The 26,621-nt window shown below is 52.6% G+C and carries 30 protein-coding genes; 18 read left to right on the plus strand and 12 right to left on the minus strand.

What is annotated here, in order from left to right; translation table 11 throughout:
* Positions 1-57 precede the first annotated feature (57 nt).
* The 5 genes from GOV45_RS06735 to nthA form a co-directional block, all read right to left on the minus strand.
* Positions 58-300, minus strand: coding sequence for a DUF2842 domain-containing protein (locus tag GOV45_RS06735; RefSeq protein WP_170475805.1), 243 nt, complete (start codon positions 298-300; stop codon positions 58-60).
* Positions 300-1,595, minus strand: coding sequence for an adenylosuccinate synthase (locus tag GOV45_RS06740; RefSeq protein WP_170475807.1), 1,296 nt, complete (start codon positions 1,593-1,595; stop codon positions 300-302). Before GOV45_RS06740 ends, GOV45_RS06735 begins: the two co-directional genes overlap by 1 nt.
* A 99-nt stretch (positions 1,596-1,694) precedes the next feature.
* On the minus strand, positions 1,695-2,030 hold the full coding sequence (locus GOV45_RS06745) for a nitrile hydratase accessory protein (protein WP_170475809.1): 336 nt from the start codon (positions 2,028-2,030) through the stop codon (positions 1,695-1,697).
* Positions 2,027-2,704, minus strand: coding sequence for a nitrile hydratase subunit beta (nthB, locus tag GOV45_RS06750; RefSeq protein ID WP_170475811.1), 678 nt, complete (start codon positions 2,702-2,704; stop codon positions 2,027-2,029). The genes GOV45_RS06745 and nthB overlap by 4 nt, the downstream gene beginning before the upstream one ends.
* A complete protein-coding gene (nthA, locus tag GOV45_RS06755; protein ID WP_170475813.1) occupies positions 2,701-3,315 on the minus strand; it encodes a nitrile hydratase subunit alpha in 615 nt (204 codons plus the stop codon). The genes nthB and nthA overlap by 4 nt, the downstream gene beginning before the upstream one ends.
* Before the next feature lie 150 nt (positions 3,316-3,465).
* Between nthA and secG the strand changes: the two genes are divergently transcribed.
* The 11 genes from secG (at position 3,466) to GOV45_RS06810 (ending at position 12,009) form a co-directional block, all read left to right on the plus strand.
* Complete coding sequence (gene secG, locus GOV45_RS06760; RefSeq protein WP_170476577.1) at positions 3,466-3,831, plus strand: preprotein translocase subunit SecG; 366 nt, start codon at positions 3,466-3,468, stop codon at positions 3,829-3,831.
* Between the two features lie 159 nt (positions 3,832-3,990).
* Complete coding sequence (locus GOV45_RS06765; protein WP_170475815.1) at positions 3,991-5,634, plus strand: CTP synthase; 1,644 nt, start codon at positions 3,991-3,993, stop codon at positions 5,632-5,634.
* 107 nt (positions 5,635-5,741) lie between these two features.
* The gene (locus GOV45_RS06770; protein WP_170475817.1) at positions 5,742-6,512 is read left to right on the plus strand and encodes an isocitrate lyase/PEP mutase family protein; all 771 of its coding nucleotides are present in this window, start codon (positions 5,742-5,744) and stop codon (positions 6,510-6,512) included.
* A gap of 62 nt (positions 6,513-6,574) precedes the next feature.
* Positions 6,575-6,868, plus strand: a complete 294-nt coding sequence (locus GOV45_RS06775; protein ID WP_170475819.1) for a DUF1330 domain-containing protein — start codon at positions 6,575-6,577, stop codon at positions 6,866-6,868.
* 42 nt (positions 6,869-6,910) lie between these two features.
* A complete protein-coding gene (locus tag GOV45_RS06780) occupies positions 6,911-7,360 on the plus strand; it encodes a TerB family tellurite resistance protein (RefSeq protein WP_170475821.1) in 450 nt (149 codons plus the stop codon).
* 20 nt (positions 7,361-7,380) lie between these two features.
* Positions 7,381-7,818, plus strand: coding sequence for a TerB family tellurite resistance protein (locus GOV45_RS06785; protein WP_170475823.1), 438 nt, complete (start codon positions 7,381-7,383; stop codon positions 7,816-7,818).
* A gap of 5 nt (positions 7,819-7,823) precedes the next feature.
* Positions 7,824-8,567, plus strand: coding sequence for a phosphate/phosphite/phosphonate ABC transporter substrate-binding protein (locus tag GOV45_RS06790; RefSeq protein ID WP_174823615.1), 744 nt, complete (start codon positions 7,824-7,826; stop codon positions 8,565-8,567).
* Between the two features lie 125 nt (positions 8,568-8,692).
* Positions 8,693-9,469 carry an ABC transporter ATP-binding protein gene (locus tag GOV45_RS06795; RefSeq protein ID WP_170475827.1) on the plus strand — a complete coding sequence of 259 codons (777 nt, stop codon included), beginning with the start codon at positions 8,693-8,695 and terminating at the stop codon, positions 9,467-9,469.
* 32 nt (positions 9,470-9,501) lie between these two features.
* Positions 9,502-10,227: a transporter substrate-binding domain-containing protein gene (locus GOV45_RS06800; protein ID WP_170475829.1), complete on the plus strand. Its 726-nt coding sequence runs from the start codon at positions 9,502-9,504 to the stop codon at positions 10,225-10,227.
* Between the two features lie 91 nt (positions 10,228-10,318).
* Positions 10,319-11,206, plus strand: coding sequence for an ABC transporter permease (locus tag GOV45_RS06805; protein ID WP_170475831.1), 888 nt, complete (start codon positions 10,319-10,321; stop codon positions 11,204-11,206).
* The gene (locus GOV45_RS06810) at positions 11,203-12,009 is read left to right on the plus strand and encodes an ABC transporter permease (RefSeq protein WP_170475833.1); all 807 of its coding nucleotides are present in this window, start codon (positions 11,203-11,205) and stop codon (positions 12,007-12,009) included. The genes GOV45_RS06805 and GOV45_RS06810 overlap by 4 nt, the downstream gene beginning before the upstream one ends.
* Before the next feature lie 20 nt (positions 12,010-12,029).
* On the opposite strand, the gene GOV45_RS06815 is transcribed toward GOV45_RS06810, so the two are convergent.
* On the minus strand, positions 12,030-12,839 hold the full coding sequence (locus GOV45_RS06815) for a zinc-dependent peptidase (RefSeq protein WP_170475835.1): 810 nt from the start codon (positions 12,837-12,839) through the stop codon (positions 12,030-12,032).
* Between the two features lie 143 nt (positions 12,840-12,982).
* On the opposite strand from GOV45_RS06815, the gene GOV45_RS06820 reads away from it, so the two are divergent.
* From GOV45_RS06820 to GOV45_RS06840, 5 genes are all read left to right on the plus strand, one after another.
* Positions 12,983-14,302, plus strand: a complete 1,320-nt coding sequence (locus GOV45_RS06820) for a glutamine synthetase family protein (RefSeq protein WP_170475837.1) — start codon at positions 12,983-12,985, stop codon at positions 14,300-14,302.
* Positions 14,303-14,360: 58 nt separating this feature from the next.
* Positions 14,361-15,041 carry a type 1 glutamine amidotransferase gene (locus GOV45_RS06825; RefSeq protein ID WP_170475839.1) on the plus strand — a complete coding sequence of 227 codons (681 nt, stop codon included), beginning with the start codon at positions 14,361-14,363 and terminating at the stop codon, positions 15,039-15,041.
* Positions 15,041-16,399: a glutamine synthetase family protein gene (locus GOV45_RS06830; protein WP_170475841.1), complete on the plus strand. Its 1,359-nt coding sequence runs from the start codon at positions 15,041-15,043 to the stop codon at positions 16,397-16,399. The genes GOV45_RS06825 and GOV45_RS06830 overlap by 1 nt, the downstream gene beginning before the upstream one ends.
* Before the next feature lie 11 nt (positions 16,400-16,410).
* A complete protein-coding gene (locus GOV45_RS06835) occupies positions 16,411-17,715 on the plus strand; it encodes an NAD(P)/FAD-dependent oxidoreductase (RefSeq protein WP_437436516.1) in 1,305 nt (434 codons plus the stop codon).
* 112 nt (positions 17,716-17,827) lie between these two features.
* On the plus strand, positions 17,828-19,042 hold the full coding sequence (locus GOV45_RS06840) for a DegT/DnrJ/EryC1/StrS family aminotransferase (protein WP_170475845.1): 1,215 nt from the start codon (positions 17,828-17,830) through the stop codon (positions 19,040-19,042).
* A gap of 3 nt (positions 19,043-19,045) precedes the next feature.
* Here the strand turns inward: GOV45_RS06840 and GOV45_RS06845 are convergent, their stop codons facing one another.
* From GOV45_RS06845 to GOV45_RS06860, 4 genes are all read right to left on the minus strand, one after another.
* On the minus strand, positions 19,046-19,807 hold the full coding sequence (locus GOV45_RS06845; RefSeq protein WP_367648657.1) for a trypsin-like serine peptidase: 762 nt from the start codon (positions 19,805-19,807) through the stop codon (positions 19,046-19,048).
* Positions 19,808-19,816: 9 nt separating this feature from the next.
* Complete coding sequence (gene phaR / locus GOV45_RS06850; protein ID WP_170475847.1) at positions 19,817-20,371, minus strand: polyhydroxyalkanoate synthesis repressor PhaR; 555 nt, start codon at positions 20,369-20,371, stop codon at positions 19,817-19,819.
* Positions 20,372-20,506: 135 nt separating this feature from the next.
* Complete coding sequence (locus GOV45_RS06855; protein ID WP_170475848.1) at positions 20,507-20,953, minus strand: phasin family protein; 447 nt, start codon at positions 20,951-20,953, stop codon at positions 20,507-20,509.
* Positions 20,954-21,084: 131 nt separating this feature from the next.
* Positions 21,085-22,887: a PHA/PHB synthase family protein gene (locus tag GOV45_RS06860; protein ID WP_170475850.1), complete on the minus strand. Its 1,803-nt coding sequence runs from the start codon at positions 22,885-22,887 to the stop codon at positions 21,085-21,087.
* Between the two features lie 111 nt (positions 22,888-22,998).
* Here GOV45_RS06860 and phaZ point away from each other — a divergent pair, with 111 nt between their 5' ends.
* Together phaZ and GOV45_RS06870 are read left to right on the plus strand one after the other, a co-directional pair.
* On the plus strand, positions 22,999-24,270 hold the full coding sequence (gene phaZ / locus GOV45_RS06865) for a polyhydroxyalkanoate depolymerase (RefSeq protein WP_170475852.1): 1,272 nt from the start codon (positions 22,999-23,001) through the stop codon (positions 24,268-24,270).
* A 5-nt stretch (positions 24,271-24,275) separates the two neighbouring features.
* Positions 24,276-24,860 (plus strand): DUF6151 family protein, encoded by a 585-nt coding sequence (locus tag GOV45_RS06870; protein ID WP_170475854.1) that lies wholly within the window; start codon positions 24,276-24,278, stop codon positions 24,858-24,860.
* A gap of 154 nt (positions 24,861-25,014) precedes the next feature.
* On the opposite strand, the gene GOV45_RS06875 is transcribed toward GOV45_RS06870, so the two are convergent.
* Positions 25,015-25,629 (minus strand): hypothetical protein, encoded by a 615-nt coding sequence (locus GOV45_RS06875; protein WP_170476580.1) that lies wholly within the window; start codon positions 25,627-25,629, stop codon positions 25,015-25,017.
* Positions 25,630-25,657: 28 nt separating this feature from the next.
* On the minus strand, positions 25,658-26,599 hold the full coding sequence (locus GOV45_RS06880; protein ID WP_254447932.1) for an alpha/beta hydrolase: 942 nt from the start codon (positions 26,597-26,599) through the stop codon (positions 25,658-25,660).
* Positions 26,600-26,621 lie beyond the last annotated feature (22 nt).

Here is a 26,621-nt window from a genome sequence, read left to right on the forward strand (position 1 = left end):
CAGAGTATTCTCTGGCCCATTTTCGTTTAAGATACTATTGAAAAACAATCAGATCGGTCATTTGCCGTTTTGATCTGGGTCCTCTTTGCCGACACCACGGAAAACAAACTTGAACGGCAGTGCCCACAAAATTCCCAGCACGATATATACCAGCAACTCGACCCAAATTGGCGGACGATTGAGAAGGTTTACAACAGTCACAACAGCCACGATATAAAGTGGCAAGCCGATCACAAGGATCATCAGCGACCATCTCCGTCGCGCCTTATAACTTAGGCCCGGTTTCTGATCACCACCCATCAGTCAGCAAACGGGTCTGTCACCAAAATGGTGTCGTCCCGCTCCGGGCTGGTCGAAAGCAATGCAACCGGACATTCAATCAACTCTTCAATTCGACGGACATATTTTATCGCGTTTGCGGGTAAATCCGCCCAACTGCGCGCGCCTTCTGTGGATTCGCTCCAACCCGGCACTTCTTCGTATATCGGAGTGCAGCGTGCCTGTTGATCAGCCGCAATCGGAAGATAGTCCAGCCGCTCTCCATCCAAGTCGTATCCAGTGCAGATTTTCAATGTCTCAAAACCGTCTAACACGTCCAGTTTAGTAAGTGAGATGCCATTTACACCGCTCGTCGCACAAGTTTGGCGGACCAAACAGGCATCGAACCAACCACAACGGCGTTGACGACCGGTCGTTGTTCCGAACTCATGACCCCGTTCACCCAATCGCTGCCCATCCGAATCGTGAAGTTCCGTTGGGAAAGGTCCCTCACCCACGCGCGTTGTATAGGCTTTAACGATGCCGAGTACGAAATCAATCGAGCCCGGGCCGATTCCCACGCCCGTTGCTGCCTGACCCGCGATTACGTTGGACGAGGTAACAAACGGGTAAGTACCGAAATCGATGTCGAGCAAAGCTCCTTGCGCTCCCTCGAAAAGGATGCGTTTTCCCGCCTTGCGCTTTTCGTTCAGAACCTTCCAAACCGGTGCCGCAAATGGCAATATCTGCGGAGCAATCTCTTTTAGCTGCGCTACCAAAGCGTCGCGATCCACAGACACAATACCAAGTCCTTTTCTAAGCGGATCATGGTGTTGCAATGCCCGATCTACGCGAGCTTCCAATGTTGCTTCGTCGGCTAGGTCAGCTACCCTTACTGAACGGCGCCCTACTTTATCCTCGTAGGCAGGACCAATACCTCGGCCGGTTGTTCCAATTTTGGTGCCTTTGCTGGCCGCTTCTTCACGCGCTCGGTCTAGCTCTCCGTGGATCGGAAGGATCAAAGGGGTATTCTCGGCAATCATTAAGGAATTCGGTGTGATTTCGACTCCTTGCTCTCGGATCGTGCCAATTTCCTTCATCAGATGCCATGGATCCAGCACGACACCATTGCCGATGACGCTCAACTTTCCGCCGCGCACAACGCCCGATGGCAGCGCGTGCAGTTTGTAAACTTCACCGTCGATGACCAGAGTATGCCCGGCGTTGTGTCCACCTTGGAAGCGAGCGATCACGTCAGCCCGTTCGCTGAGCCAATCCACGATCTTGCCTTTTCCTTCGTCACCCCATTGGGCGCCGACAACAACCACATTGGCCATATCCGGTCCTTTTGCGCTGAGATATCAAACCCGGCTGATATAACGAGGCTCGCGCAGCAGGGAAACCGATTTTTCGCCGCAGTTGACGAGTTTTAGATCTCACTCGCCATTCAACTGAACGGGTTGGCCATGCGGCGTACTAAGGTAGGCGTCTTCCCAGGCGTCTCGCAGTTCAACAACTTCGTTGGAGCTGGCGGCACCCTGGTCTTCAAGCAAAGCCTCAAGAGTTTCCAACCAAGCAAAAAAATAGTCACTGCCGCCATTCAATTCACGATCCAAACCATGTCGTTTTAGTGTTTGCGAAAAACGCACCGCCCAGTCAGGCCAATCAAACTGTCCAGCTTCGTTCAACGCAACTGTCACTGCAAACAGCTGTGCATGCCATGGCTCAGCAAAGGCTGGTTCCGGGGCAGAGTGCGACATGCATCCGCTCATGCGGGTTCCAAATAACTTTGCCAAAGGTCCAATACTACTTCATCTTTCGGATGCTCCGGATCCGCCCAAAGTTCAGCAGCGGGGAAGGCAACCGCGTAGAGTGGCTCTGGAGCATCCCCCAATCGATGCGCGCTGGAATCAGGCAACACATGAGTTCCATGGACCATCAGTACTCTTCCTTTTGCCCCGGCAGCATAGGCAGGCAAACGGGTATGGCCGCCATCAACCAACCTATTAGCGGCAGGCCGCGTTGTAAGGACTGCCTGCCCTACATCAAAAGCAAATGGTATATCTGAGGGTCTATCTGCGGGGCCGCCACTTGCCAGTACTTTTGCAACAGCTTCGGCTTTCAATTTCCGGTCTGCCAGCGGGTGTTCCCCAGCCTCTTCGACATTTTTTAGATCATTCTCTGTTAAAACTCCGCTTTCGACCAAGAGATCTGCAAGCGCTGAAATCCACTTTTCATAATAAGAAAACCGGGTGTAATCCTTTGGTGACAGTTTTTCTCTGGCGTGGCGCGATATGTCGATATTCCATTGCCCCAACGATCCAGCGGCAAGGGTTACCGCCAAAGCCCGCGCATGCCAGTCATGTTGAAAAACAGGGGCATCCACAGGTTCTGGGGTCACCGCGCCATCGCCAAAACGACCACCCATGTCATGCACTCGTGTCATGACGGCACCCTTGGCATTCCGGTACCTATCATACTGTCCCGAGTTACAAGCGCAGCAAGCTCCTCTTCGTTCAAACCTTCGCTTCCTTCCGGACGAATTGGCAAAACGAGATATCGTATTTCGGCGGTTGAGTCCCACACGCGCACCGCCGTTTCTACGGGTAAGGTTACACCGAATTCGGACAGCACTTTACGAGGCTCTCGGACCGCCCTTGCACGATAGGCGTCGGATTTGTACCAGCCCGGTGGTATGCCCAACAGAGGCCAAGGGTAGCAACTACATAACGTGCAGACGACCATGTTATGCTGTTCCGGAGTGTTTTCCGCCACTACGATGTGCTCGCCCTGGCGCCCATGGTACCCTAATTCTGCCACCACAGAGGTCGCATCTTCCAGCAATGCCTGCTTGAATTCAGGATCAGTCCAAGCTTTTGCAATCACGTGCGCACCGTTCTGCGGCCCTATCTTGTTCTGATAGGTGTCGATGATTTCATCCAGCGCCGCGGGGTCGATCAAACCTTTGCGGATCAAAACAGTCTCGAGCGCCCTTACACGAAGCGCAGGTTCGGGCGGTAAAAGGGCGTGCGGGTGATCGTGATCATCATGAGGCATGGCCGAAACATGCGCGAGTCCCTGCTACGCTGTCCAGCCCCTTTGCTGTGATCTGACCCATTACGCAATTGGAGGCCAACTCATCACTTGCCCCCGACTGCAAACTTGCATAAGTACCACGCGATACACGTCACGCCGCACAGGAAGACCATGGAAAACGTCGTTCTCATCATCCACCTCCTCTTGGCCCTTGGCCTGATTGCTGTTGTCTTGATGCAGCGGTCCGAAGGCGGTGGCCTTGGCATGGGCGGCGGCGGTGGCGGTGCCATGACCGGTCGCGCTGCTGCAACCGCGTTGGGCAAGTTGACCTGGATACTTGCTGCGTGTTTCATTGTTACGTCAATCACGCTTACCATTCTCGCGGCCCAGAAAAGTTCGGGCAGCTCGGTGATTGATCGTCTTGGCGTACCCGCATCGGCTCCGACCGAAGAAAGCACACCGGCCGTTCCGTTGGCCGATGACTTGCTGCCTCCTGCGCAAGGCGATAACGCACCGCTGATCCCACAGGCCGACTAAGCCACAAAACCTAGAAACCTAAAGAAGAACAGCAACAGCATCTTGCGGTTCTCTTGCGCTTTTGACGCGAATCCTTTATATATGAAGTCCCGTGGTGCTGCGGTTTTTTAAACCGCCGGGCAGCTAATAATGACGTCTCACGGGAGCAGCCGAAAAAACATGGCGCGTTTTATTTTCATCACTGGTGGTGTGGTTTCATCTTTGGGTAAAGGACTTGCTTCAGCGGCGCTTGGAGCCTTGTTGCAGGCGCGGGGATATTCTGTCCGATTGCGAAAACTCGACCCGTACCTCAACGTTGATCCCGGAACCATGTCCCCATTTGAACATGGCGAAGTTTTCGTGACCGACGATGGTGCCGAAACCGATCTGGATCTTGGGCACTATGAGCGTTTTACCGGGGTTGCCGCTCGCAAGACCGACTCGGTTAGTTCCGGACGGATATACTCAAACGTGCTCGAAAAAGAACGTCGAGGCGACTACCTTGGAAAGACGATTCAGGTGATCCCTCACGTTACCAATGAGATAAAGGACTTCATCGCCATCGGCGAGGATGAAGTGGATTTCATGCTGTGTGAAATCGGCGGTACGGTAGGCGATATCGAAGGCCTGCCCTTTTTCGAAGCAATCCGGCAGTTCAGCCAGGACAAACCACGTGGTCAGTGTATTTTCATGCATCTTACCCTGCTGCCCTACATCAAAGCTTCGGGCGAATTAAAAACCAAGCCTACTCAACACTCTGTTAAGGAATTACGCTCGATCGGTCTGGCGCCCGATATTCTGGTCTGCAGGTCCGAAGGCCCGATTCCGACTAAAGAACGCGAGAAACTGGCACTGTTCTGTAATGTGCGCCCTGATTCAGTGATCGCCGCACAGGATTTGTCTACGATATACGACGCACCGCTTGCCTATCACCGAGAGGGTTTGGATCAAGCCGTTCTGGACGCTTTCCAAATCAGCCCAGCCCCCAAACCCGATTTAGCAAAATGGGAAGACGTCAGTGACCGTATCCACAATGCCGAAGGCGAAGTGAAGGTCGCCATCGTTGGCAAATACACTCAGCTCGAAGACGCCTATAAGTCGATTGCCGAGGCGCTTACACACGGAGGCATGGCAAACCGGGTCAAGGTAAAGGTTGAGTGGGTGGATGCCGAAATTTTTGACACCGAGGATGCCGCGCCGCATCTTGAAGGATTCCACGCTATTCTTGTTCCCGGAGGGTTTGGTGAGCGCGGTACAGAGGGCAAAATTAAAGCAGCACAATATGCGCGCGAGCATAAAGTGCCCTACCTTGGTATATGTCTGGGTATGCAGATGGCTGTCATCGAGGCAGCCCGGAACGCCGCCGGTATTTCCGAGGCCGGGTCCGAGGAGTTCGACCACGAAGCCGGGAAAAGGCGATTTGAACCAGTTGTTTATCACCTAAAGGAATGGGTGCAAGGCAATCACAAAGTCGAGCGCAAAGTAGGCGACGACAAAGGGGGCACCATGAGACTTGGCGCCTACGACGCGGTCCTCAGCGAAGGTTCCAAGGTGGCCGAAGTTTACGGAAGCACTGCAATTGAAGAACGTCACCGCCACCGCTATGAGGTGGACATAAAATATCGTGACAAGCTGGAACAAGCGGGCTTGAACTTCTCGGGTATGTCACCGGATGGTCGCTTGCCGGAAATCGTTGAGTGGTCGGATCACCCGTGGTTTATCGGCGTGCAATATCACCCAGAGTTAAAGTCAAAGCCCTTCGATCCTCATCCGTTGTTCAGGGACTTCGTGCGAGCTGCGAAAGACACATCCAGGCTGGTATGATCTCAATTTTTTAGTTCGCCCTAATGTGACGGCTTGGGCACGCACTTCTGTGCGATACGTCAAATACATGGTTAGAGGTTTCCGCTGCATTCTTCAGGAGGTCGGTTATGAACAAACAGATTACGCATGCAGAAACATTTACTTCGCTGCACGAAAAGGGGAATCCAGTCATCCTGTATAACATTTGGGATGCAGGAAGCGCTACTGCTGTACGGGACGCAGGCGCCAAAGCCTTGGCAACAGGCAGCGCCCCTGTCGCAATGGCGCAAGGTTTTTCGGATGGGCAAAAAATCCCTTTGGACATGGCTCTGGACAACGCAGGCCGGATAGTCGACGCGGTCGACATACCAGTTACGATGGACTTTGAAGGCGCTTATGCCGAAAAGCCATTGGGTATCCTGGCAAATGTCCAACGCGCACTTGAAACAGGGGTCGTTGGTTTCAACTTTGAAGACCAAATCGTGGGCACCAAGGATTTATACGACATTGAAACTCAGTCAGCGCGCGTTGCCGCAATGCGCGAGGGATGTGACGCGGCAGGGATTCCCGCATTCATAAACGCGCGCACTGACATTTTCCTTAAAGCGCACCCCGACACCCATGACGAGGTTATGCTGGAAGACGCTATGGCACGAGCTCAGGCATATGCCGATGCAGGAGCCAGCGGGTTTTTCGCTCCGGGTCTGAGGGATGAAAGGCTTATCGCTCGCCTGTGTGATTCCACGGAGCTACCGGTAAACATCATTGCCCTGCCTGGTACCCCTGATACTCCCAAATTGGCGGAATTGGGTGTAGCGCGGATTAGTTACGGCCCTGTGCCCTATCGCGAAATGTTAGCGTGGCTTCAAGACAAAGCGCGTTCTGCATTTCAATCATAATAGGGGATTGCTTTTAAGTTCATTCATCCTCAACCTGCTGAAAATTTGCGGGAGGACACCATTTGGCCAAAGGATATTGGGTTGCCCATGTCGATGTTGACGATATGGAATCATATAAGAAGTACATTGCTGCAAACGCTGCGCCTTTTGCCGAATACGGCGCAAAATTCTTGGTTAGGGGCGGCGAACAAACTTTAATGGAAGGCACTACGCGCAACCGCACGGTTGTGATAGAATTCCCCAGCTACGAAAGCGCCTTGGCCTGCTACAATAGCGTCGGATACCAAAGCGCAAAAGCTTTGCGTGATCCAGTGTCTACTGGTGATCTAGTTATAATCCGAGGCTATGACGTGTAGCAAACACTTGGCGGAACACAAAATATGGGATAACCTGACCCTATGTTGAAAAAGTTCTTTCAGGCTTTTCGCCCGCCAGAGCACTCACATCTGCCGGACCCTGACGCTGAACTGGCATTAGGCGCGTTGATGGTGCGCGTCGCGCAAGCTGACCGTGACTATAAGCTTGAAGAAATCAGCCTTATTGACCGCATTTTGGCTCGGCTTTACCAACATAACGCCATCGAAGCTGCCAAGGTTCGCGCGACGTGTGAAAAGCTTCATGCTGCTGCGCCCGAAACCGACACATTCGGTAAGTTGATCCGCGAGATGACGGGGGAAAAAGAACGCTTGGCCGCACTGGATGCCTTGTGGGAGATTGTGTTGGCCGACGGCGACACCGACGAGGGCGAGGTCAAGATTGTAGAAGAAGCCCGTATTGCAATGGGGTTGAGTTTCAACGACAGCAAGGCCGCGCGTGAAAGGGTGCAATCGCGGTTGGAAGCAAGTTAAACCGGATCTATATCTCGCCCATGTTCAGTGATTTTCTATCTCGGCTTACTCAGCCAAAACCTGATCCGCTGGTCGACGATGACGCTCGTCTGGCCCTGACGGCTCTTTTGGTGCGCATCGCACGCTCTGATAGTGATTATGCCGACACCGAAATGGCGCGTATTGATCGCATATCGGCCGAGCGATTTGGTCTATCTCCGTTCGAGGCCGCCGCATTGCGTTCGCAGGCGGAAGATCTTGAGGCCGAAGCACCTGACACGGTTCGTTTCACTCGCGCGATAAAAGAAGCAGTGGCTTACAGCGACCGCCTCGGCGTAGTTCAAGCCATGTGGTCTGTTGTGCTGGCAGATGGACAGCGCACCGGCGAAGAGGATTCGCTGCTGCGTTTGGTGGTTAGTCTGCTGGGCGTTAGCGACGTTGACTCTGCTCTAGCCAGGCAAAAGGCGGCCAAGTCGTGATCGCAATGCTGGGCATGTACGACATGCCCGCCACTAAAGACGCAAATGACCGTTTCTGGAAGCTGATCCAAGGTCATCTTGGTTTCGGCCCGCAATATCTGACCCGGGACCGCGACTTTTGGGATGTTTGGCTGGACCCGGAATTACTGTTTGCCCAAACTTGCGGAATGCCATACCGGACGCGCCTGCATGAACAGGTAAAGCTTGTGGGCACACCAGACTATGCGCTACCGCATTGTCCACGGGGTCATTATTACTCGGTTCTGGTTGCCCGTGCAAAAGACGACCGGGAAATGAGAGAACTTGTTTCGGGTACATTTGCGTATAACGAAGGGCTTTCACAATCAGGCTGGGCCGCGCCTATTACCTATCTCTTGGATCAAAACCTAAAACCAGAGAAACTGCTGGAAACAGGAGCGCACGCTCTTTCAGCTCAGGCTGTGGTCGAAGGTCGTGCAGATTTCGCGTCTTTGGACGCACTGACATGGGCGCTGCTGACCGAACACTCAAACCTCGGGCAAACCCTGCGGGAAGTTGCAACAACGCCTCCTACCCCCGCGTTGCCCTACATCACGGCCATCGGGCAGGACGCGGCATGCGTCGCGACGGCAGTAAGTGCAGCTATTAACGACCTTGCTGCATCCGATCGGCGGCTTTTGCACCTGAAGCGGCTGACACAAGTAACGCCCGCAGAGTATTTGGCCGTTCCCAACCCGCCCAAACCAAAGACGTTGATGGCGCGAAACTGACAATTTTGAGCAAAACGTTTGGTCAATTTGGTGGTTTACGCGGTACATATTATTATTTGCGCATTGCATTGGCTCGTTTTTTCGGCCCTAGTACCGCATCAACACAAACCACTCCGAGATTGCCAGTGACAGAAACCGACCCCGTTATCCAGATCAGAAACCTCCACAAAAGCTTTGGACATCTCGAAGTCCTCAAGGGCGTAGATATCACAGCTCATCGGGGCGACGTAGTTTCTTTGATCGGATCTTCGGGCTCAGGCAAATCCACGCTGTTGCGATGCTGCAATCTGCTGGAGGACAGTCAGGAAGGTGAAATTCTTTTCAAGGGCGAACCAGTGCGATGGAGCGGTAGCGGCAACAATCGTCGACCAGCAGACCCCAAACAAGTTCTGCGAATTCGCACAAATCTGTCGATGGTGTTCCAACAGTTCAACCTTTGGGCTCACATGACCATCCTTCAAAACGTTATGGAAGCACCAGTTACCGTTCTGGGTCGCGACAAGTCGGAAGTTGAAACCAGCGCGCGAAAGTACTTGGAGAAAGTGGGCATCGGTGACAAATGCGACGTATATCCAGCGCAATTGTCCGGCGGACAACAGCAGCGCGCGGCAATTGCAAGGGGGCTTTGCATGGAGCCCGAAGCATTGTTGTTTGACGAACCGACTTCTGCTTTGGACCCAGAACTTGAACAGGAAGTCATCAAAGTAATCAAGGATCTGGCTGCTGAAGGGCGCACGATGCTGATTGTGACCCATGATATGCAGATGGCTGCTGACATTTCTAGCCATGTGGTGTTCCTCCACCAAGGCAAAATCGAAGAGGAAGGACCTCCCAAAAACATCTTTACGAACCCCGAATCCGAACGGCTTCAGGGTTTTCTCTCCGCCACCAAGGCGGCATAACTTCAGGACAGAACCAAATAGGGGAGTAACAAATGAAAAACCTGATTCTGACCACTGCGGCGCTTGCGCTGACTGCCGGTATGTCCATGGCCGATACTGTGCGCATGGGTACCGAAGGCGCGTATCCTCCGTACAACTTCATCAATGACGCGGGCGAAATCGACGGTTTCGAACGTGAGTTGGGCGACGAGTTGTGCAAACGTGCCGAGCTGGAATGCGAGTGGGTAAAGAATGATTGGGACTCGATTATTCCAAACCTGGTTTCGGGAAACTACGACACGATCATCGCTGGCATGTCCATCACTGATGAGCGCGATGAAGTCATCGACTTCACCCAGAACTATATCCCACCAGCTGCTTCCGCTTACGTAGCTGCATCCGACGCGGCCGATCTGGAGGGCGGCGTGATTGCAGCCCAGACTGCAACGATTCAGGCAGGCCATGTCGCAGAGGGTGGCGCAACTCTTGTTGAGTTCGCAACGCCTGAAGAAACAATTGCCGCAGTTCGCAACGGCGAAGCTGACGCCGTGTTCGCCGATAAAGACTACCTGGTTCCGATCGTCGAAGAATCCGGTGGAGACCTGATTTTTGTTGGGGATGACGTTCCATTGGGTGGTGGCGTCGGAATGGGGCTTCGCGAATCCGACGGAGAATTGCGTGGCAAGTTTGACACCGCGATCGACTCGATGAAAGCTGATGGCACGCTAAACACCATGATCAAAAAATGGTTCGGCGAAAACGCTGTCGTTTATGACTGATACTTAACAACAGGCCTGTGCCCGGTTCGGGCACAGGCCATTGTACAATTCGAAGTGCCCAGTTTTTATACCCGCCTGCAGAGGCTTGTGAATGTTTTCCTATTGCACTGATCCCGATACGCTCGGCACACTCCGCTGGTTTTCGTGTTACCTGACAACAGGCGTTCATTGGTCGTTTTATGTATCCTTTTTAAAGGTACTGCTATTGCTCGCGGTGACTGCACCGGTGGCGCTTAGCTTTGGTTTCGTCGGCGCAATGGCTGCCCGCTCACATTTTCCACCGCTCAGTTGGCTTGGAAAAGGCTACATCGCGATTGTACGTGGTGTCCCGGACATCGCTTTTTTCCTCTTTTTTGTTATTGCCTTGGATCAGGGTTTTGAATGGATACGCCACAAGGTTCTTTGCCCTGATTGGACCGATCCGGTTCGGCAGGGAAACGATTTCCTTGTATGTCAGGCCGCGAAATTGCCCTTGGGCACAGCTCCAGAATGGGTTCACGAAACTTATGGCTTCTTCCTGGCTGTCATCACGTTTTCCATTGTTTTCGGCGCTTTTGCCGCCAACGTCTTGTTCGGCGGTATGCGTGCCGTGCCGCACGCCCAATTGGAAACAGCTGAAGCGTATGGGATGACGCGACGCCAAACCTTTTGGCGTATTCTCGTGCCACAGATGTGGGTTTATGCCCTGCCCGGCCTGTCAAACCTATGGATGGTTTTGATTAAGGCTACGCCCTTGCTGTTCCTTCTGGGCATCGAGGACATCGTCTATTGGGCGAGGGAGCTGGGAGGAACGAAAACGTCGAAATTTACGCAATACCCCCACGGCGACTGGCGCATGTGGTACTTTTTGTTTCTCCTGATTTTTTACCTTGGGATGACCCGTGTATCAGAACTCGGCCTGGAAAAGCTTATGCGTCGTCTGTCGCACGGTCAGGCCACATCTGGCGGTGAGCTTTTGCGCAAGGAGACCACCGCATGAGCTGTTTGCAAACCATTCAGGATTACGGCCTCCGTTCGATCGGTATCGGAGAACGCCTGCTGCCAAAAACCGATTTCACACTGTGTGAACAATTTACGCTGATCGGTTCCGGGATGATCTGGAATGTGTACTTCGGGCTCATGGCACTTGCGACAGGATTTTTTTTGGCGACGGCACTGGCCGTGGGCAAGGCTTCGCAAAACAAGTGGCTGCGCAAGCCGTCTGAGTGGTTCATATTCCTGTTCAGGGGTTCGCCACTGTTTATCCAGTTCTTTTTTGCATATTTCTTTTTTCTGTCTTTGAAGAAAACATATCCTCTTTTCGATGCGTTTACTTCAGCTTGGCTGGGCGCACTGATCGTGTTGTTTCTGAACACAGCGGCCTATTCAGGTGAAATTTTTTACGGCGCGCTGCGCTCAATCCCCAAAGGTGATATCGAGGCGGCGGACGCATATGGAATGTCCGGATGGTCACGGTTTCGAAGGGTCGTCTGGCCAACCATGCTGCGACTTGCCTGGCCCGCATATACAAATGAAGCGATTTTTCTGTTTCACGCGACGACTTTGGTGTTTTTCTCGGCATTCCCAGCGTGGCAACAGCGCGGAGACGCGTTGTATTACGCCAGCTATTTTGCGGATAAGACATTCAATCCTTTCATCCCTTACCCAATCCTGGCGTTTTACTTTATCTTGATGACGTTAGTCGTCATCTGGTGCTTTGGATTAGTGAACAAACGCCTGAACCGGCATCTGCCAGCTGCCAAAAAAGCAAAGATGCGCCTTCGGCTAAATCTTGCGCGCTGAACATACTTTGCAAGCGACCTTTATTGCCAGGTGGCCGGATCAAGGTGAAACAATTGCGACAGCTGAGCATACACCTCGGGCACGGATTTCTTTAGGGCCAATGGTCGCTCAAAGAAAACCTCTACCGAAACCGCAAAGAACTCCTCGTGGCCTTCGGCACCATAAGCGTCGATAACAGTGGATGAACCTTTCTCAACTGCTTCGACATGCGCTTTGTACGCGGTCAAAAATACCCGCTCCCACTCGGCAAAACTTTGTCCTTTGGCGAGCACCGGAACTCCATTAGTGCCACCGGAAAGATCATCGATTTGGTGGGCGAATTCGTGAAATACGACGTTGTGCCCATCGTGTTCGTTCAGCGCACCCTGCTCGCTGTGAGCCCATGACAGGATCACTGGTCCGCGATCCCAACTTTCTCCGGTTCTGACGATCTCCTTTTCTGTTACGACATATCCTGAATGTCTTCGTTGGCGCGATTTAAAGGCATTTGGATAAATAAGAACCGTCGTTAGATTGTCGTACCATAGGTCACTGTTAACAATTAGCAGGCAGGCTTGCGCTGCGATCGAAAGCTGCATGTCTTCGGTAACTTCCAGCCCATCGCAGCCGTAAAAATCGACTTGTTCCAGAAACAGGTTCACTTTGCCGTCCAATTTGGCGCGTAGATCTGATGGTAGCTTTCGGACTATAGGCACATGAGCTTGGATAATCGCTTGATCGCGATCAGAAAGCGGTGTCGACAGCAGCCGCGACCTGATTTGCGATCTGGACCAATACCGATAGCCCACGAATGCCCCGATAAGCATTAATATGACAAGAACAACGTACATGCACAAACCATAGACCGAGCTAGACTGAGAGGAAATTCATTTAGCAGGTCCATTCAGTTACCGTATCCAAAATTTGATCAAATTCCGTGACATCCCTCGTCGGCTCCTTTAAACCAGTCAAAAGAAGTCCGACGGAGGTTTCTATGGACCTGAGCAGCCTGCACACTTTCCGCGTGGCGGCTTGTGACCTGAACGGTCAGATGCGCGGTAAGCGTGTTCCCCCATCTTATGCGCCCAAATTGGAAAAGGGCGTGGTGCGTATGCCGTTTTCAGCCCTTAATGTCGACCTTTGGGGAGCCGACATAGATGGAAGCCCGCTGGTATTCGAAAGCGGGGATGCCGATGGTGTATTGCTGCCCACGGACCGTGGGCCGGTGCCAATGCCCTGGCTCGATACGCCGACAGCGCTTATCCCGATGGGATTGTATGACGACAATGGAACTCCATTTTCCGGCGACCCGCGACACGCCCTGGCGAGTATCCTGTCTCGTTATGCAAAGCGAGGTTGGTCGGTTATCGCTGCGACGGAATTAGAGTTTACCCTACTTGACGCTTCGGGCTCTCAACCAAAGCCTCCACTGAACCCGGTGACAGGACGCCGCCTCAGTGACGAAGCCGTTCTATCCATAGCGCAGATGGATGCCTTCGACTCCTTTTTCACAGATCTATACGATGGATGTGCGGCGATGGGCATCCCGGCGCAAACCGCTATCTCAGAGAGTGGAATTGGCCAATTCGAGATCAACCTGAGCCATCAGGATGCATTGCGTTGTGCAGATGATACGTGGCTTTTCAAAGCCTTGACACGTGGTCTTGCGCGGAAACACGGGTTTACCGCTACGTTCATGGCGAAACCGTACGCTGACGACGCAGGCAATGGTATGCATGTCCATTTCTCGGTCACCGACGGGAGCGGGCGCAATGTTTTCGATAATGGAGGACCTGACGGTACTGAAATCCTACGGGCGGCTGTGGCGGGGTGTCTCTCGGCTATGCCTGGAAGCACGCTGATTTTTGCACCTCACGGAAATTCTTATACTCGGCTTGTCCCAGGTGCACATGCACCGACCGGGGCCAGCTGGGCTTATGAAAACCGAACAGCGGCGATCCGCATACCGGGCGGAGCCCCTGCGGCGAGACGGATAGAACATCGTGTCGCGGGTGGCGATATAAACCCCTACCTGATGTTAACCGCCGTGCTTGGTGCAGCCTTTGTTGGTATCGAGGATGATCTTCGTCCCCCTCCCCCGATCAAAGGCAACGCCTATGAACTGGACGGCGTTCCACAATTGGCAGGTGATTGGAAATCCTCCATCGCCGCGTTCGAAACCGATCCGATCGTCACCCGTATCTTTTCCAAGGAACTGGTGCGCAATTTGGCAATGACCAAACGACAGGAAATAGCCCGCTTTTCGGACCGGCCTTCGGACGAGCACTGGCTCAGCTATCTTGAAGCCGTATGATCCCCTTGCCCGACCAATGGGAGTCGGTTAGAATAAATTTGATCAAATTTGGTGACCCATGAAAATTGGCATTCTGGTAACAGGCCACCCCCCGGACGAACTCTACGACCAATTCGGCGAATATGATGGAATGTTCCGCGCCTTGCTGGACGGCAATAACTTTGAGTTTGCAACCTACAACGTAGTCGACAACCAATTTCCAAAATCAGCAGAACAGGCAGATGGCTGGATCATCACTGGTTCGCGGCACGGTGCATACGAAGATCACCCTTGGATTCCGCCATTGGAGAATTTGATCCGTGAAATCCGCGACATGGGCACGCCTTTGATTGGCGTTTGTTTTGGTCATCAAATCATAGCTCAGGCTTTAGGTGGTAAAGTTGAAAAATTTAACGGAGGCTGGTCCGTTGGACGAACGGAATACGACCACGACGGACAAACCGTAACACTAAATGCGTGGCATCAGGATCAGGTCGTAGAACTTCCCAGCGGTGCGCGTGTGACCGGTGCCAATGAGTTCTGCAAATACGCGATGGTCGCTTACGGTGACACTATCTGGACGGTTCAAGCCCACCCGGAATATGGCGATGACTTTATCCAGGGTTTAATAGAAACCCGCGGCAAGGGCCTCGTCCCTGATGAATTGATGATAGCCGCTACAAATCGAGCAGGCGGGCCAGATGATAACGCGAAAATCGGACAACATATGGCCTCGTTCCTGAAGAAAGTGAGGGCCTGATGGCCGATTGGACAGACCAGCTGCCGCAGGCAGCCCGCAATTATCTGGATGGCAAACGTCTGGATGAAGTCGAATGCATCATTTCCGACCTTCCCGGCATCGCAAGAGGTAAAGCCGTTCCTGCGACAAAATTCGCGCGGCAATCCTATTTTTATCTGCCCGATAGCATTTTTTATCAGACTATAACCGGCGACTGGGGCGAAGCCGCAGGAGAAGATGGGTTCATCGAGCGGGACATGATCCTGAAACCTGATTTTTCCACCGCTTCTGCCGCTCCTTGGACGGGCGACTGGACATTGCAAGTTATCCATGACGCTTATGACCGCGAAGGAGAGGCAATCCCATACAGCCCCCGCAATGTCCTAAAGCGGGTCGTGCAACTGTATCGCGACAAGGGTTGGAACCCTATCGTAGCGCCCGAGATGGAGTTCTTTCTTGTGGCCCGAAATGTCGACCCTGCGCAGGGTATCGAACCAATGATGGGCCGTTCGGGGCGACCTGCTGCGGCACGTCAGGCGTATTCGATGACCGCCGTTGATGAATTTGGCCCCGTAATCGACGATATTTATGATTTTGCCGAACATCAGGGGTTCGAAATAGATGGCATCACACAAGAGGGCGGCGCTGGTCAGTTGGAAATCAACCTGCGCCACGGCGATCCGGTAAAGCTGGCAGACGAAGTTTTTTACTTCAAACGCCTGATCCGCGAAGCAGCACTGCGCCACAATTGTTTTGCCACCTTTATGGCCAAACCAATCGAAGATGAGCCGGGTTCGGCGATGCATATTCATCATTCGATTACAGACGTTGATACCGGCCAGAACATTTTCTCGGGACCACAGGGGGGCGAAACAGATGCCTTCTATAACTTTATCGCAGGCCTTCAAAACCACCTGCCCGCAGGTCTCGCAGTCATGGCACCTTATGTTAATTCATATCGCCGATACGTTAAGGATCACGCCGCGCCCATCAATCTGGAATGGGCTCGAGATAATCGTACTACAGGAATTCGTATCCCGCTTTCCGGCCCCGAAGCGCGACGGATTGAGAACCGCATCGCCGGAATGGACTGCAACCCATATCTGGGCATCGCCGTATCGCTGGCCTGCGGCTACTTAGGTCTGGTCAATCAGGAACGTCCGCGCAAGCAGTTCTATGGCGATGCTTACGAAGGTGAAGGTGACATCCCCCAAGTCATGGGTAATGCGCTGGACCTTTTTGACGGGGCCGAAGCGTTGCACGAGGTTTTAGGCCCTGAATTCGCGCGGGTTTATGGGATCGTCAAACGTTCGGAATACGAAGAGTTCCTGCAGGTTATCTCTCCTTGGGAACGAGAGCACCTGTTGTTGAATGTATAACCATGTCCGCCCTGAACCTTCTTTATTCGAACGATCGCAAGGCTGAGTTTCCGCCCAGTTGGTATTCGGCAACAGCCAACCAGATCCAACGTTTTCCTGCGCTAAAAGGCGACACCACCGCGGATGTCTGCGTCATTGGCGGCGGGTACACTGGACTGTCAGCCGCGCTTCACTTGGCCGAGGCCGGATATGACGTAGTTCTTCTGGAGGCTCATCGTGTTGGCTTTGGCGCATCTGGCCGCAACGGTGGTCAATTGGGAAGCGCTCAGCGGATGGATCAGGAAGACCTGGAAAATCTAGTCGGGGAATCGGACGCTGCAAAGCTCTGGCACCTGGCGGAAGACGCCAAAGAACTAGTCAAATCACTGATAAAAAAACACAAAATTGACTGTGATCTCAAACCTGGCATTGCGGCGCTGGGATTTAGCGATTCAGAACGTCGTGACCTGCACGACCATGCTGCGCACCTGTCCGGGAAATACGGTTACGACCAGATCGAGTTGCTGGATGCGGATGCCGGGCATGCACTGTGTCCCTCACCAACATACAAAGGCGGCTATTTGGATATGGGCGCCGCGCATCTTCATCCACTGAACTATGCCCTCGGACTCGCGCAAGCTGCTGCCAGAGCCGGTGCACGGATTCATGAAGAAACCGAGGTGCAGAATATCAGTGAAGGCAGTCGCGTAGTTGTCCAATCTGAAACTGGGCAGATTAAGGCGGATAACGTAATCCTCGCGTGCAATGGGTATCTCGGAAATCTGAACCATCGGGTCGCATCACGTGTAATGCCGATCAACAACTTCATCGCCGCCACAGAGCCTTTGGGTGCCGACACTCAAAAAGTTCTAATGCGTGATGTAGCAGTTGCGGACACAAAATTCGTGGTGAATTATTTCCGGCTTAGCGCTGACGGGCGTTTGCTGTTTGGCGGCGGCGAAAGCTATGGTTATCGGTTTCCAAACGACATCGCAGGCAAGGTTCGCAAACCAATGACTGAGATATTCCCCCATCTTCATGACGTTCGTATCGAATATGCCTGGGGCGGGACATTGGCTATTACGATGCGACGCATGCCTTATTTGACGCGGCTGGCCGACAATATCTTGTCCGCGTCCGGATATTCCGGTCACGGCGTCGGCACAGCGACCCATGCTGGGCAATTGATGGCATTGGCAATCCAGGGTCAGGCTGAAGGTTTCGACACAATGGCCCGTGTGCCAACGCTCCCTTTTCCTGGCGGTCCCGCGCTACGCAGCCCTTTGCTGGTACTTGCCATGACTTGGTACGCGATGCGCGACCGGTTGGGGGTTTGAGCCAGTCAAATGCTACATTTAGGTGAAATTTCGCCGAGTGGGTGAATGAGGTCTTGGCTTGAGACCCGTCTGGCTTTATCTTTTCCAAAGGTAGAATTTGGGAATTCCTAATATGACGCTTCCTCCAAACGTCCATGACGCCGAACCCATCCCAGCCACAGCCCGAGACGCAATCGACGCATTGATGCAGTCTGGTGACCTTTTCCGTTACACAGCGCCACAAGATGCTCCGGTGGCGCTGTTGGAGGCAGAGTTTGCTGAACTGTTGGGTACAAAGTACGCGCTGGCAGTATCTTCTTGCTCGGCTGCTTTGTTTCTTTCCCTAAAGGCGCTGAACCTGCCGCGCGATGCGCGGGTTTTGATCCCTGGCTTTACATTTGCCGCCGTGCCCTCATCAGTCGTCCACGCCGACTGCATTCCTGTTTTGTGCGAAGTTGGCGCAAACTACCGTGTAGATATGGCGGATTTCGCCGCCAAACTAGACGATGTTCAAGCTGTCATCATCAGCCATATGCGCGGCCATACCTCGGATATGGATGCCATTATGGAATTGTGCGACGAACGCAATATTCCAGTAATCGAAGACGCCGCGCATTCGCTGGGGACTACATGGCACGGTCGAAACATCGGGACAATCGGTAGAATCGGCTGTTTTTCGTTTCAGTCCTACAAGATGATAAATGCCGGTGAAGGCGGCATCATGATCACCGATGACCCAGAACTGATAGCGCGTGCAGTCATAATGTCCGGCGCCTACGAGCATAATTGGAAAAAGCACAAAGGACCGCACGGCGAAAACTCTCATGAGCTTGAGCATGCCTTTGCAAACTGGCAGAATCATTTACCGCTGTACAACTTGCGAATGAGCAACCTGAGCGCGGCTGTGATCCGGCCACAGATGCCCGAACTTGCCCGTCGGGTACGGGATGGTTTGGCCAATCACGACTATGTCGCTCACCGCCTGAATGGTTCGCCTTACATTGATGTGCCGGCTCCGCTCGCGCCAGAACAACGTGCGCCGGATTCCATCCAATTCAATCTGGTCGGTATGGAAGAGGCCGACATTCGTGCCTTTGCTGCTGCGGCGGAAGGTCGAGGCGTCAAGGTTCAGGTTTTCGGCCTGAGCGAAGACAATGCCCGCGCGTTTTGGAATTGGAAATTCCTGCCGGAACAGGTGGACTTGCCTCAAACACGGGAAATGCTGATGAAAGCCTGTGACGTTCGTCTTCCTGTGCGCCTAACTCGTAACGAGTTGGATTTAATAGCCGATATTTTGTTGGCATCAGTGGCCGAGGTGACTGGTCCAGTGCCAGTTTATGGTACCTGAGCCTTATTGCGCGGTCACAGCAAACAAATCGACAGACAAGAACATAGCGTCGATCCCTTGAGGGGTTGGCGCTATGCGCGAAAGGATGCCTGCTACGGCCAATCCAGTTTCTGTTTGCACCAATAGGGGCGCGCCTGAATCACCCATCATCACAGGACAAATGGCTCTTAGCACGTCTTTGGTCAGCGGACGATGAACACATTCAGGAGTTCGACTTAGAACATGAGGGCGAAGCCCGGGATAGCCTGCGACGAAAGTCGGCTGTGCTTCCGGCTTTACCAACGGCAGGTATCCCACCTTCTGCCCGATTGGATCTTGTAGCGTCAACACGGCCCAATCCCGGTTGGCGCGATTATCAAAAGCTCCGTCCTGACCTTGATCTGGAGCCAGCCGATAATCTTCAACAAATGAAAATTCCGAATACTCCCCGCGCTGATAGCCAGCGGCGAAGCGCATACTGGCCGGAGGAATCCATCGCTTACGCGCGCCGTTGTACAGGCAATGTGCTGCAGTTAGGACGTGGCGTTCCGATACAAGAACACCCGTACAATGGGATCGTTGGCTCTGGCTGGCGAAATTTACCCGTCCAATGGCACGCCATGGCGCTGTCGAAGCATCCAATATCTCACGGGCGCGTATATCTTCGCACCCGGCTTGCGCGTTAGCGCCAAGTGTACACACAGGTTCCCAAACCGTGGAGTATGTACCCTGAGCTAACGCTGACCCTGAAAAAAGCGACACCGCAATTAGGGCAAGCAGACGCACTTCGTGAACTCAGCTAAGCTTGGACAGTTTTTGCTGCAATTCGGCCAGTTGCTTTTTAATGTCATCCAGGTCTTCCTTCGGTTGAACCTCTGAAGAGTCTTCGTCACCCGGACCTGACCAACCTCCCGACAAGCCTCCTGTCATCGCTTTCAAAAAGGCCTGCTGCTGCGCTTGCATTGCCTCGAAACCCGGCATTTGGGACATTGGATTCATTGCGTTCATATTTTCCATCATCTTGGCCTGACTTTCACGCAACATTTCAAACGAGCTCTGTAAAAACTGCGGCATCATACCCCCACCTGGCAGCATGTAGCTGCGCACCAAGTCGTTTAGTACGTTAACCGGCAGAACATTTTCGCCGCGGCTTTCATGTTCCGCAATGATTTGTAGAAGGTACTGCCGCGTCAGGTCGTCACCAGTTTTCAGATCGATGATCTGAACCTCGCGTCCGTCGCGGATAAAGCCAGCAATGTCTTCGAGTGTGACATAATCGCTGGTCTCGGTGTTATACAGCCGCCGACTGGCATACCGTTTGATCAACAGCGGATTTTCTTGTTCTGACACCGTTTACCCTCCCCAAGGATGATGCATTGCAGCACAGATTATGCGAGTGCAGAACAAAAAGAAAGGGCAGGTCAAAGGACCTGCCCAGCACGATTGCACCGAATGGGAGGGATGGGTGCGGATCGCGTACTTACCTTACTTGGCAGCAGTTGCTTTTTTGGCAGCAGCTGTGACCTCGTTGGTTGCTTTCTTGACAGCAGCGGTTGCGTCTTCTGCTGCGTTCTTGCCAGCGGCCATCAGCAGCTCGACGGTTTCGGTCTGCACTTTTTTCGCGATTTCGGCGAAGGCAGCCATGTTCTCAGCCGCTACTTCGGCCGATGCGCTGGCAAAATCTGTTGCAGCTTTTGCGTAGTCAGCAGGCTCGGCCTTTGCTTTGGATACTTCGGTCAGCTTGGCCAGCGTTTCCTTGGTCCACTTGTTCGAAATCTCTGCCGACTTTTCAGCCGCGTCCAGAGCAACACCCGACAGCTTTTCGTTCAACGAAGCGGTCGATTTGAATGCGTCTTCCAGAGCGCCGGTGTCCACCGGAAATGCGCCCATCATGTCTTTCATGACTGCGGTAAAGTCTTGGGTCTTTGCCATTGTCTCAATCCTCTTAGCCGGTCCGGGCCCACCCCGGTTTTCATCAGCTTGAGGACAATATGTATGCCGCATCGCAGCATTTCAAGTATTTTTTGCTGCGCTGCAGAAAATATTAAAATATTGAAATAAATTCAGCGGCTTGCCTTGACCAAAACATAAGTTCCAGGCGCGGGTCCTAAAGAAGGATGTTCCGAATCACCTGCTTCACGGGCTGGCACTTGTTTTCCGGATCGCTTTTTTAACCAGGCTTCCCACAACGGCCACCAGGATCCTTCATGAAAGTCGGCTTCTTTCAACCAGGTTTCGGCGTCGGCCTTCATATCCGGATTGGTATAGTGACCATATTTCTTCTTACTGGGTGGGTTCACGATCCCTGCGATATGACCGGATTCTGAGACGACAAAGGTCTTGGACCGGGACCCCATTTGTTGAACTCCGCGATAGCAATCTTTCCATGCGGCGATGTGATCGGTTTCGCATGTAATCGCCATTAACGGCACATCTACATCCTTGATGTGCAGTTTATGACCCAGCATCTTGAATCCATCGCTGACGAAATCATTGCTTTGGCACAAGCCCCGCAGATATTGCATCGCCATGCGCCCGGGAAGGTTAGCGCCGTCACCATTCCAAAATAGCAGATCGAAGGCAGGTGGCGTCTCGCCCATCATGTAGCTGCGGATCGCGGGGGTATAGATTAGATCCGTGGAACGCAAAAAAGACATGGTGCGCCCGATGATCCAAGCCTTTAAGATGCCGTCCCGATTAACCTGTTCTTCAATGCCATTCACAAAATCGTTTTGCAGAAACGGGGTGAATTCCCCCTGCTCGCCAAAATCTGTCAATGTAGTGAAGAAAGTGGCGGACTTAATCGATTTGTCACCACGCTTTTTCATAAGAGAAAGGGTCAGGCTGAGCGTCGTTCCGGCAATGCAGTACCCAACGGCATTGATCTGTTTCACGTTGCAGATCTTCTTGACCTCGGAAATCGCGGTTAGATAGCCCTCTTCAATATAGTCTTCCAACCCAATGTCAGCGTGTGAGCTGTCTGCATTTACCCAGCTGACAACAAATATTGTATAGCCCTGTTCAGTCACCCATTTGATCAGGCTGTTTTGCGCCTTTAAATCCAGAATGTAGAACTTGTTGATCCAAGGTGGGAACAAAACAATCGGCGTCTCGTGTACCATTTCGGTTGCCGGTTTGTACTGAATCAATTCCATCATTTGATTGCGGAAAACCACGTCACCCGGTGTCGTAGCTATGTTTCCACCAACCTGAAAGGCGGTTTCATCCGCGAGTTTAACCACCAGTTCTCCATCATTCGCTTCTAAGTCCGAGACCAAGTTTTCCAGACCTTTGATCAAGGATTGCCCTTCTGTTTCGACCGCCCTTTCCAGCGCGTCAGGGTTGGTCGCCAGAAAATTCGTGGGCGCCATCATGTCGATTATCTGTTGGGAAAAGTACCTCAAGCGCTGAAGATCCTTTTGATCAAGGTCATCCACCGAAGCGACTGCTTGCTCAATCGCTTGGGCATTGGTTTGGTACTGCTGACGAATAAAGCGAAAATAGGGGTTGGTTTCCCACATTGGATTGGAAAACCGCCGATCTTTTGGGGCATTGTCGTCGTCTTCAACTTCACCAGTTGTCAAAGCTTGCTGCGCCTCAGCAAAATTCAATACTGATTTTCCCCAAAACTCTATCTGTTGTTCCAACAACTTGGCGGGGTTCTGCCATGCATCTGCCCAATATGCAGTTGCTGCCTTTGCAAAAAGCTCTTGATTCGGGCCGTCCAAAGCAGGGGTGTGACCTTTTTTTCCAGCCATCACTTCGACCAGCCGCTTAGACAAAGCCTCGACCTTTTCCAAATTTTCTTTAAGTCGATCAATATGTTCTTCGGTCATTTCAGGCGTTTGGCCATCGCTAGTTGTCATTTTAACAATTCCCCCCTAACTTTGCTGCCATGCAGAATAACGTCGTCCTCGTTGTAGGGCAAAGCGACGAATGGCCCGAATTTTCAGGCTGACACCCAGGAGGCCCGTCTTATGCGCTACATGATGACATATGACATGATGGAAACCATTCGTAACACCAATCAATGGCTTGGTGCTACGGCCAGCGCGATTGCCTCGTACCCTCAGTTTTCGATGGTTCCAAATCCGGCTTTCAACTGGATGGCGGCGTGGGGTGAGGTTACTGAAAGAACATTTCAGCGCATGGTCGCAAAACCGGACTGGGGGATCCGTACCTTTACATGCGAGGACGGCAAAGACCATTTGGTAGAAGCGACCACAGTACTTGAACGTCCTTTTGGAGATCTCGTCCATTTTCGAGTCAATGGCCGAGAGGAACAACCACGCAAGGTTTTGCTGGTTGCCCCAATGTCCGGTCACTACGCCACCCTTTTGCGCTCGACGGTCAAAAGTTTGCTGGTCGATTGCGAGGTCTACATCACAGACTGGCATAATGCGCGGGACATTCCTGTGTCCGAAGGCAAGTTCGATGTAGAAGACTACACCCTCTATCTTGTCGATTTTATGAAAGAGCTCGGGCCGGAAACACACGTTGTTGCGGTCTGTCAGCCTGCCCCCCTAGCACTCGCGGCCACAGCCTATCTGGCGGAATTGGATCCACAGGCTCAACCCAGCACACTGACCCTGATCGGTGGGCCGGTCGATCCTGACGCGACCCCAACAGAAGTAACCGATTTCGGACGGCGCGTAACCATGGGGCAACTTGAAGAGACAATGATCCAGAGGGTCGGCTTCAAGTACAAGGGTGTTGGACGGATGGTCTATCCAGGCCTGTTGCAGCTTGCTTCATTCATGTCAATGAATGCCGAACGTCATAGCAAGGCGTTTTCCAATCAAATTCATAGGGTTATTCGAGGTGAGGCTTCGGATCAGGACGCGCATAACCGGTTCTACGACGAATACCTAGCCGTAATGGATATGACCGCCGAATTTTACCTGTCCACTGTCGAGCGTATCTTTAAAGAACGTGAAATTGCCCAAAACGAATTTGTCGTTAACGGTCACAAGGTCGACATTGGCAAAATTACTGATGTTGCAGTCAAAACCGTCGAAGGCGCGAATGACGACATCTCGGCCCCAGGACAATGTATCGCAGCATTAGAATTGTGTTCTGGCCTGCCCCAAAACAAAAAAGCCAGCCACGTCGAGCCGGGCGCAGGACATTACGGTATATTCGCGGGTCGCAGCTGGCGTGACAACATCCGCCCACTGGTCATCGAATTCATGAATGAAAACAGCCGCAAACCTAAGCGTCGCGCCGCAAACAAGAACAAGGTTGCATAATAGTCATGAGCCGGTCTTCGGCTTGTGATGTCGCTTTTTCTTGCTCGTGTGGCACAATGCGCGGTCACATAACCGCCCAAGGTGTCGCATCAGGAACCCACGCAGAGTGCTTCTGTCATGATTGCCGGGCCGCGCAACTGTATTTTGGGCAACCCGACCCGGCGCCGGGGCCTGTCGAAGTTTTGCAAACGACACCCGAAGACGTGATCTTTGACACAGGGTCGGAACAGTTGGCCTTAATGAAGCTCAGCCACAATGGTATGCTCCGTTGGTACGCAAAATGCTGCAACGCACCCCTCGCCACAACAGCACGAACGCCAAAATTTCCGTTTGTGGGTTTCATCGTAAAGCGAATTGCAAACTCTGATGCATTAGGGCCAGTATTGACAAGGGGATTTGTCCCCGGCCCCGAAGGAAAGCAATCGCACAAAGGTCTGCATCATGCGGTTTTGCGCTTGGTAACCCGCGTCGTTAGGTCCCGATTGACCGGCCGTTGGAAGAAAACCCCGTTCTTCGATGTTGAATCCAATATTCCGGTTGTTATGCCGATCGTTCTTAGCCAAGAGCAACGTGTTGGCCTCTACGATTAGTTTACTTAGATGGCCGCTACAGGCGGAACCAAAAATAGTGCTAAACCACAGCATTCAAATGGCCCGAAGCCTAGCGGCATCGGTTTAACAACGACTTTACGTTTTGGTTTTCAATATTGGGTGTTTGTCCTTGGTTCGATCGGCATGCGAAACTTTAAGGTAATGGCAATCCGCGAAATGCAGGGAAATCTGAGTATCTGGCCTGCCGTTGTTCAATACTTTCATCAGGCAAAGCACCGGGACGGAGCAGACAACCGCGCGGCGCAATATAGCTGTCGATACGACCCAGCGGATTAGGTCGCCATACAAGGTTAAAGGCGCAGAGTTTTGGGAAAAACCAGATTTCAGAATATGTCAAATGGTCGTGCATCCACCACGCCAGATCACGCCAATCGCGCCCCTGCTGAAAGCGGTCCGCGAACCACGGCACAACAATTGAAGCGCCAGCAATCCGCGCGTCCCCCTCGCCGCGATCCCATATATGACATTCCAGCGGATTGTCATTTCGGGCACAATTCAGGCGGTTTTCATTTCCGAACTGATTGAGTGAGGGCGACCGATACCCTGATCGAACAGCGATACGTCCGAACGTTTCCTCAAGCGGATCCAGAAGGGTTTCACACAGAGCTTTGCCCGTTTCGATGGCGAGGTCTGGATTTTCGGGAATGTTCTGCAATTCGTGAAAGTTACCGATCTCGGAATACAGAAAATCACGCATGTAAAAATGGCGAGACAATCGGACACGACCAAGCGTCTCTAAACTCCACATGCTGCCGGGTTTTCTCATGAATACGCCTTTAGTTAATTCCTAATCCGTCAAGCCAATCCAAAATACCTGCGACAGCCGCGCCTGTCTGGCCGGGAGACATCGAATTGCCTGCAACCACGTGAGATAAAGGATCGTCCTCAGGCCCCATTTTTACCAGATTGATTGTTGCAGGTGATCCCCATACTGTGGCAACTTTTTGCGTCAGGTCGGGACGAACGACCTGATCGTCGGTAGAAAACCAGAATAATGCCGGGACCTGCGCTTTGGCGAAGTCCAGATCATACACGGCATCCACCAAGACGGACATCGGCACTACGGCTTCCCAAGGATAGGTAAGAGTCCAATACTTCTCTTGTTCAGGGATTGTCGATTCCACACTCCGTTCTTGACCCATCAATATCGGCAACCAATTTCTGGCCCAAGGCAATGTGGGAATCCAAGCTCCGGCTGTGTTCACGCCATAATTGGGTGAAACCATTACCATCGCAGCCACATCCACACTTAGTTCCGGGTTCACCGAAACAGCGGACGCAAGCGTCCCACCGGTCGAGGTCGAAATCAAAATAACCTTTTCTCCAACGGCCCGGGCCGCGGCTAGACTCTCAGCCATATCTTGCATCCAGCCTGAAGCCGTAGCTTCACCCATCGCACGACCGCTACGACCGTGGCCGCGCAAACGCGTGTACACCAGATTTGCGCCAAGGGCGTCTGCAACCATATCCGGTACCGGGCGAATTTCTTCAGAAGTAGCCGAGAAACCGTGAACGTAAAGAACAGAAAACGGAGTTCGTTGTTCTTTGAAACCAGGCTGCCAGATCACCCGCTTTTCGACACCCGGCACTATGTCGTCGAAAGCTGATTCAATGCTCTCAAAGTAAACTTGAACGCCTTCGCCAAATTTACGTGGATCGAAGCTGGGGTTCAGGTCTACTTGTTCGCGCGGTCCAAAAAAGTAGATTACCGCACTCAAGCAAAATAGGGCCAGCAAAGAC

It is taken from the genome of Ruegeria arenilitoris (assembly GCF_013035425.1).
GTDB classification, from domain to species: Bacteria; Pseudomonadota; Alphaproteobacteria; order Rhodobacterales; family Rhodobacteraceae; genus Ruegeria; species Ruegeria arenilitoris_A.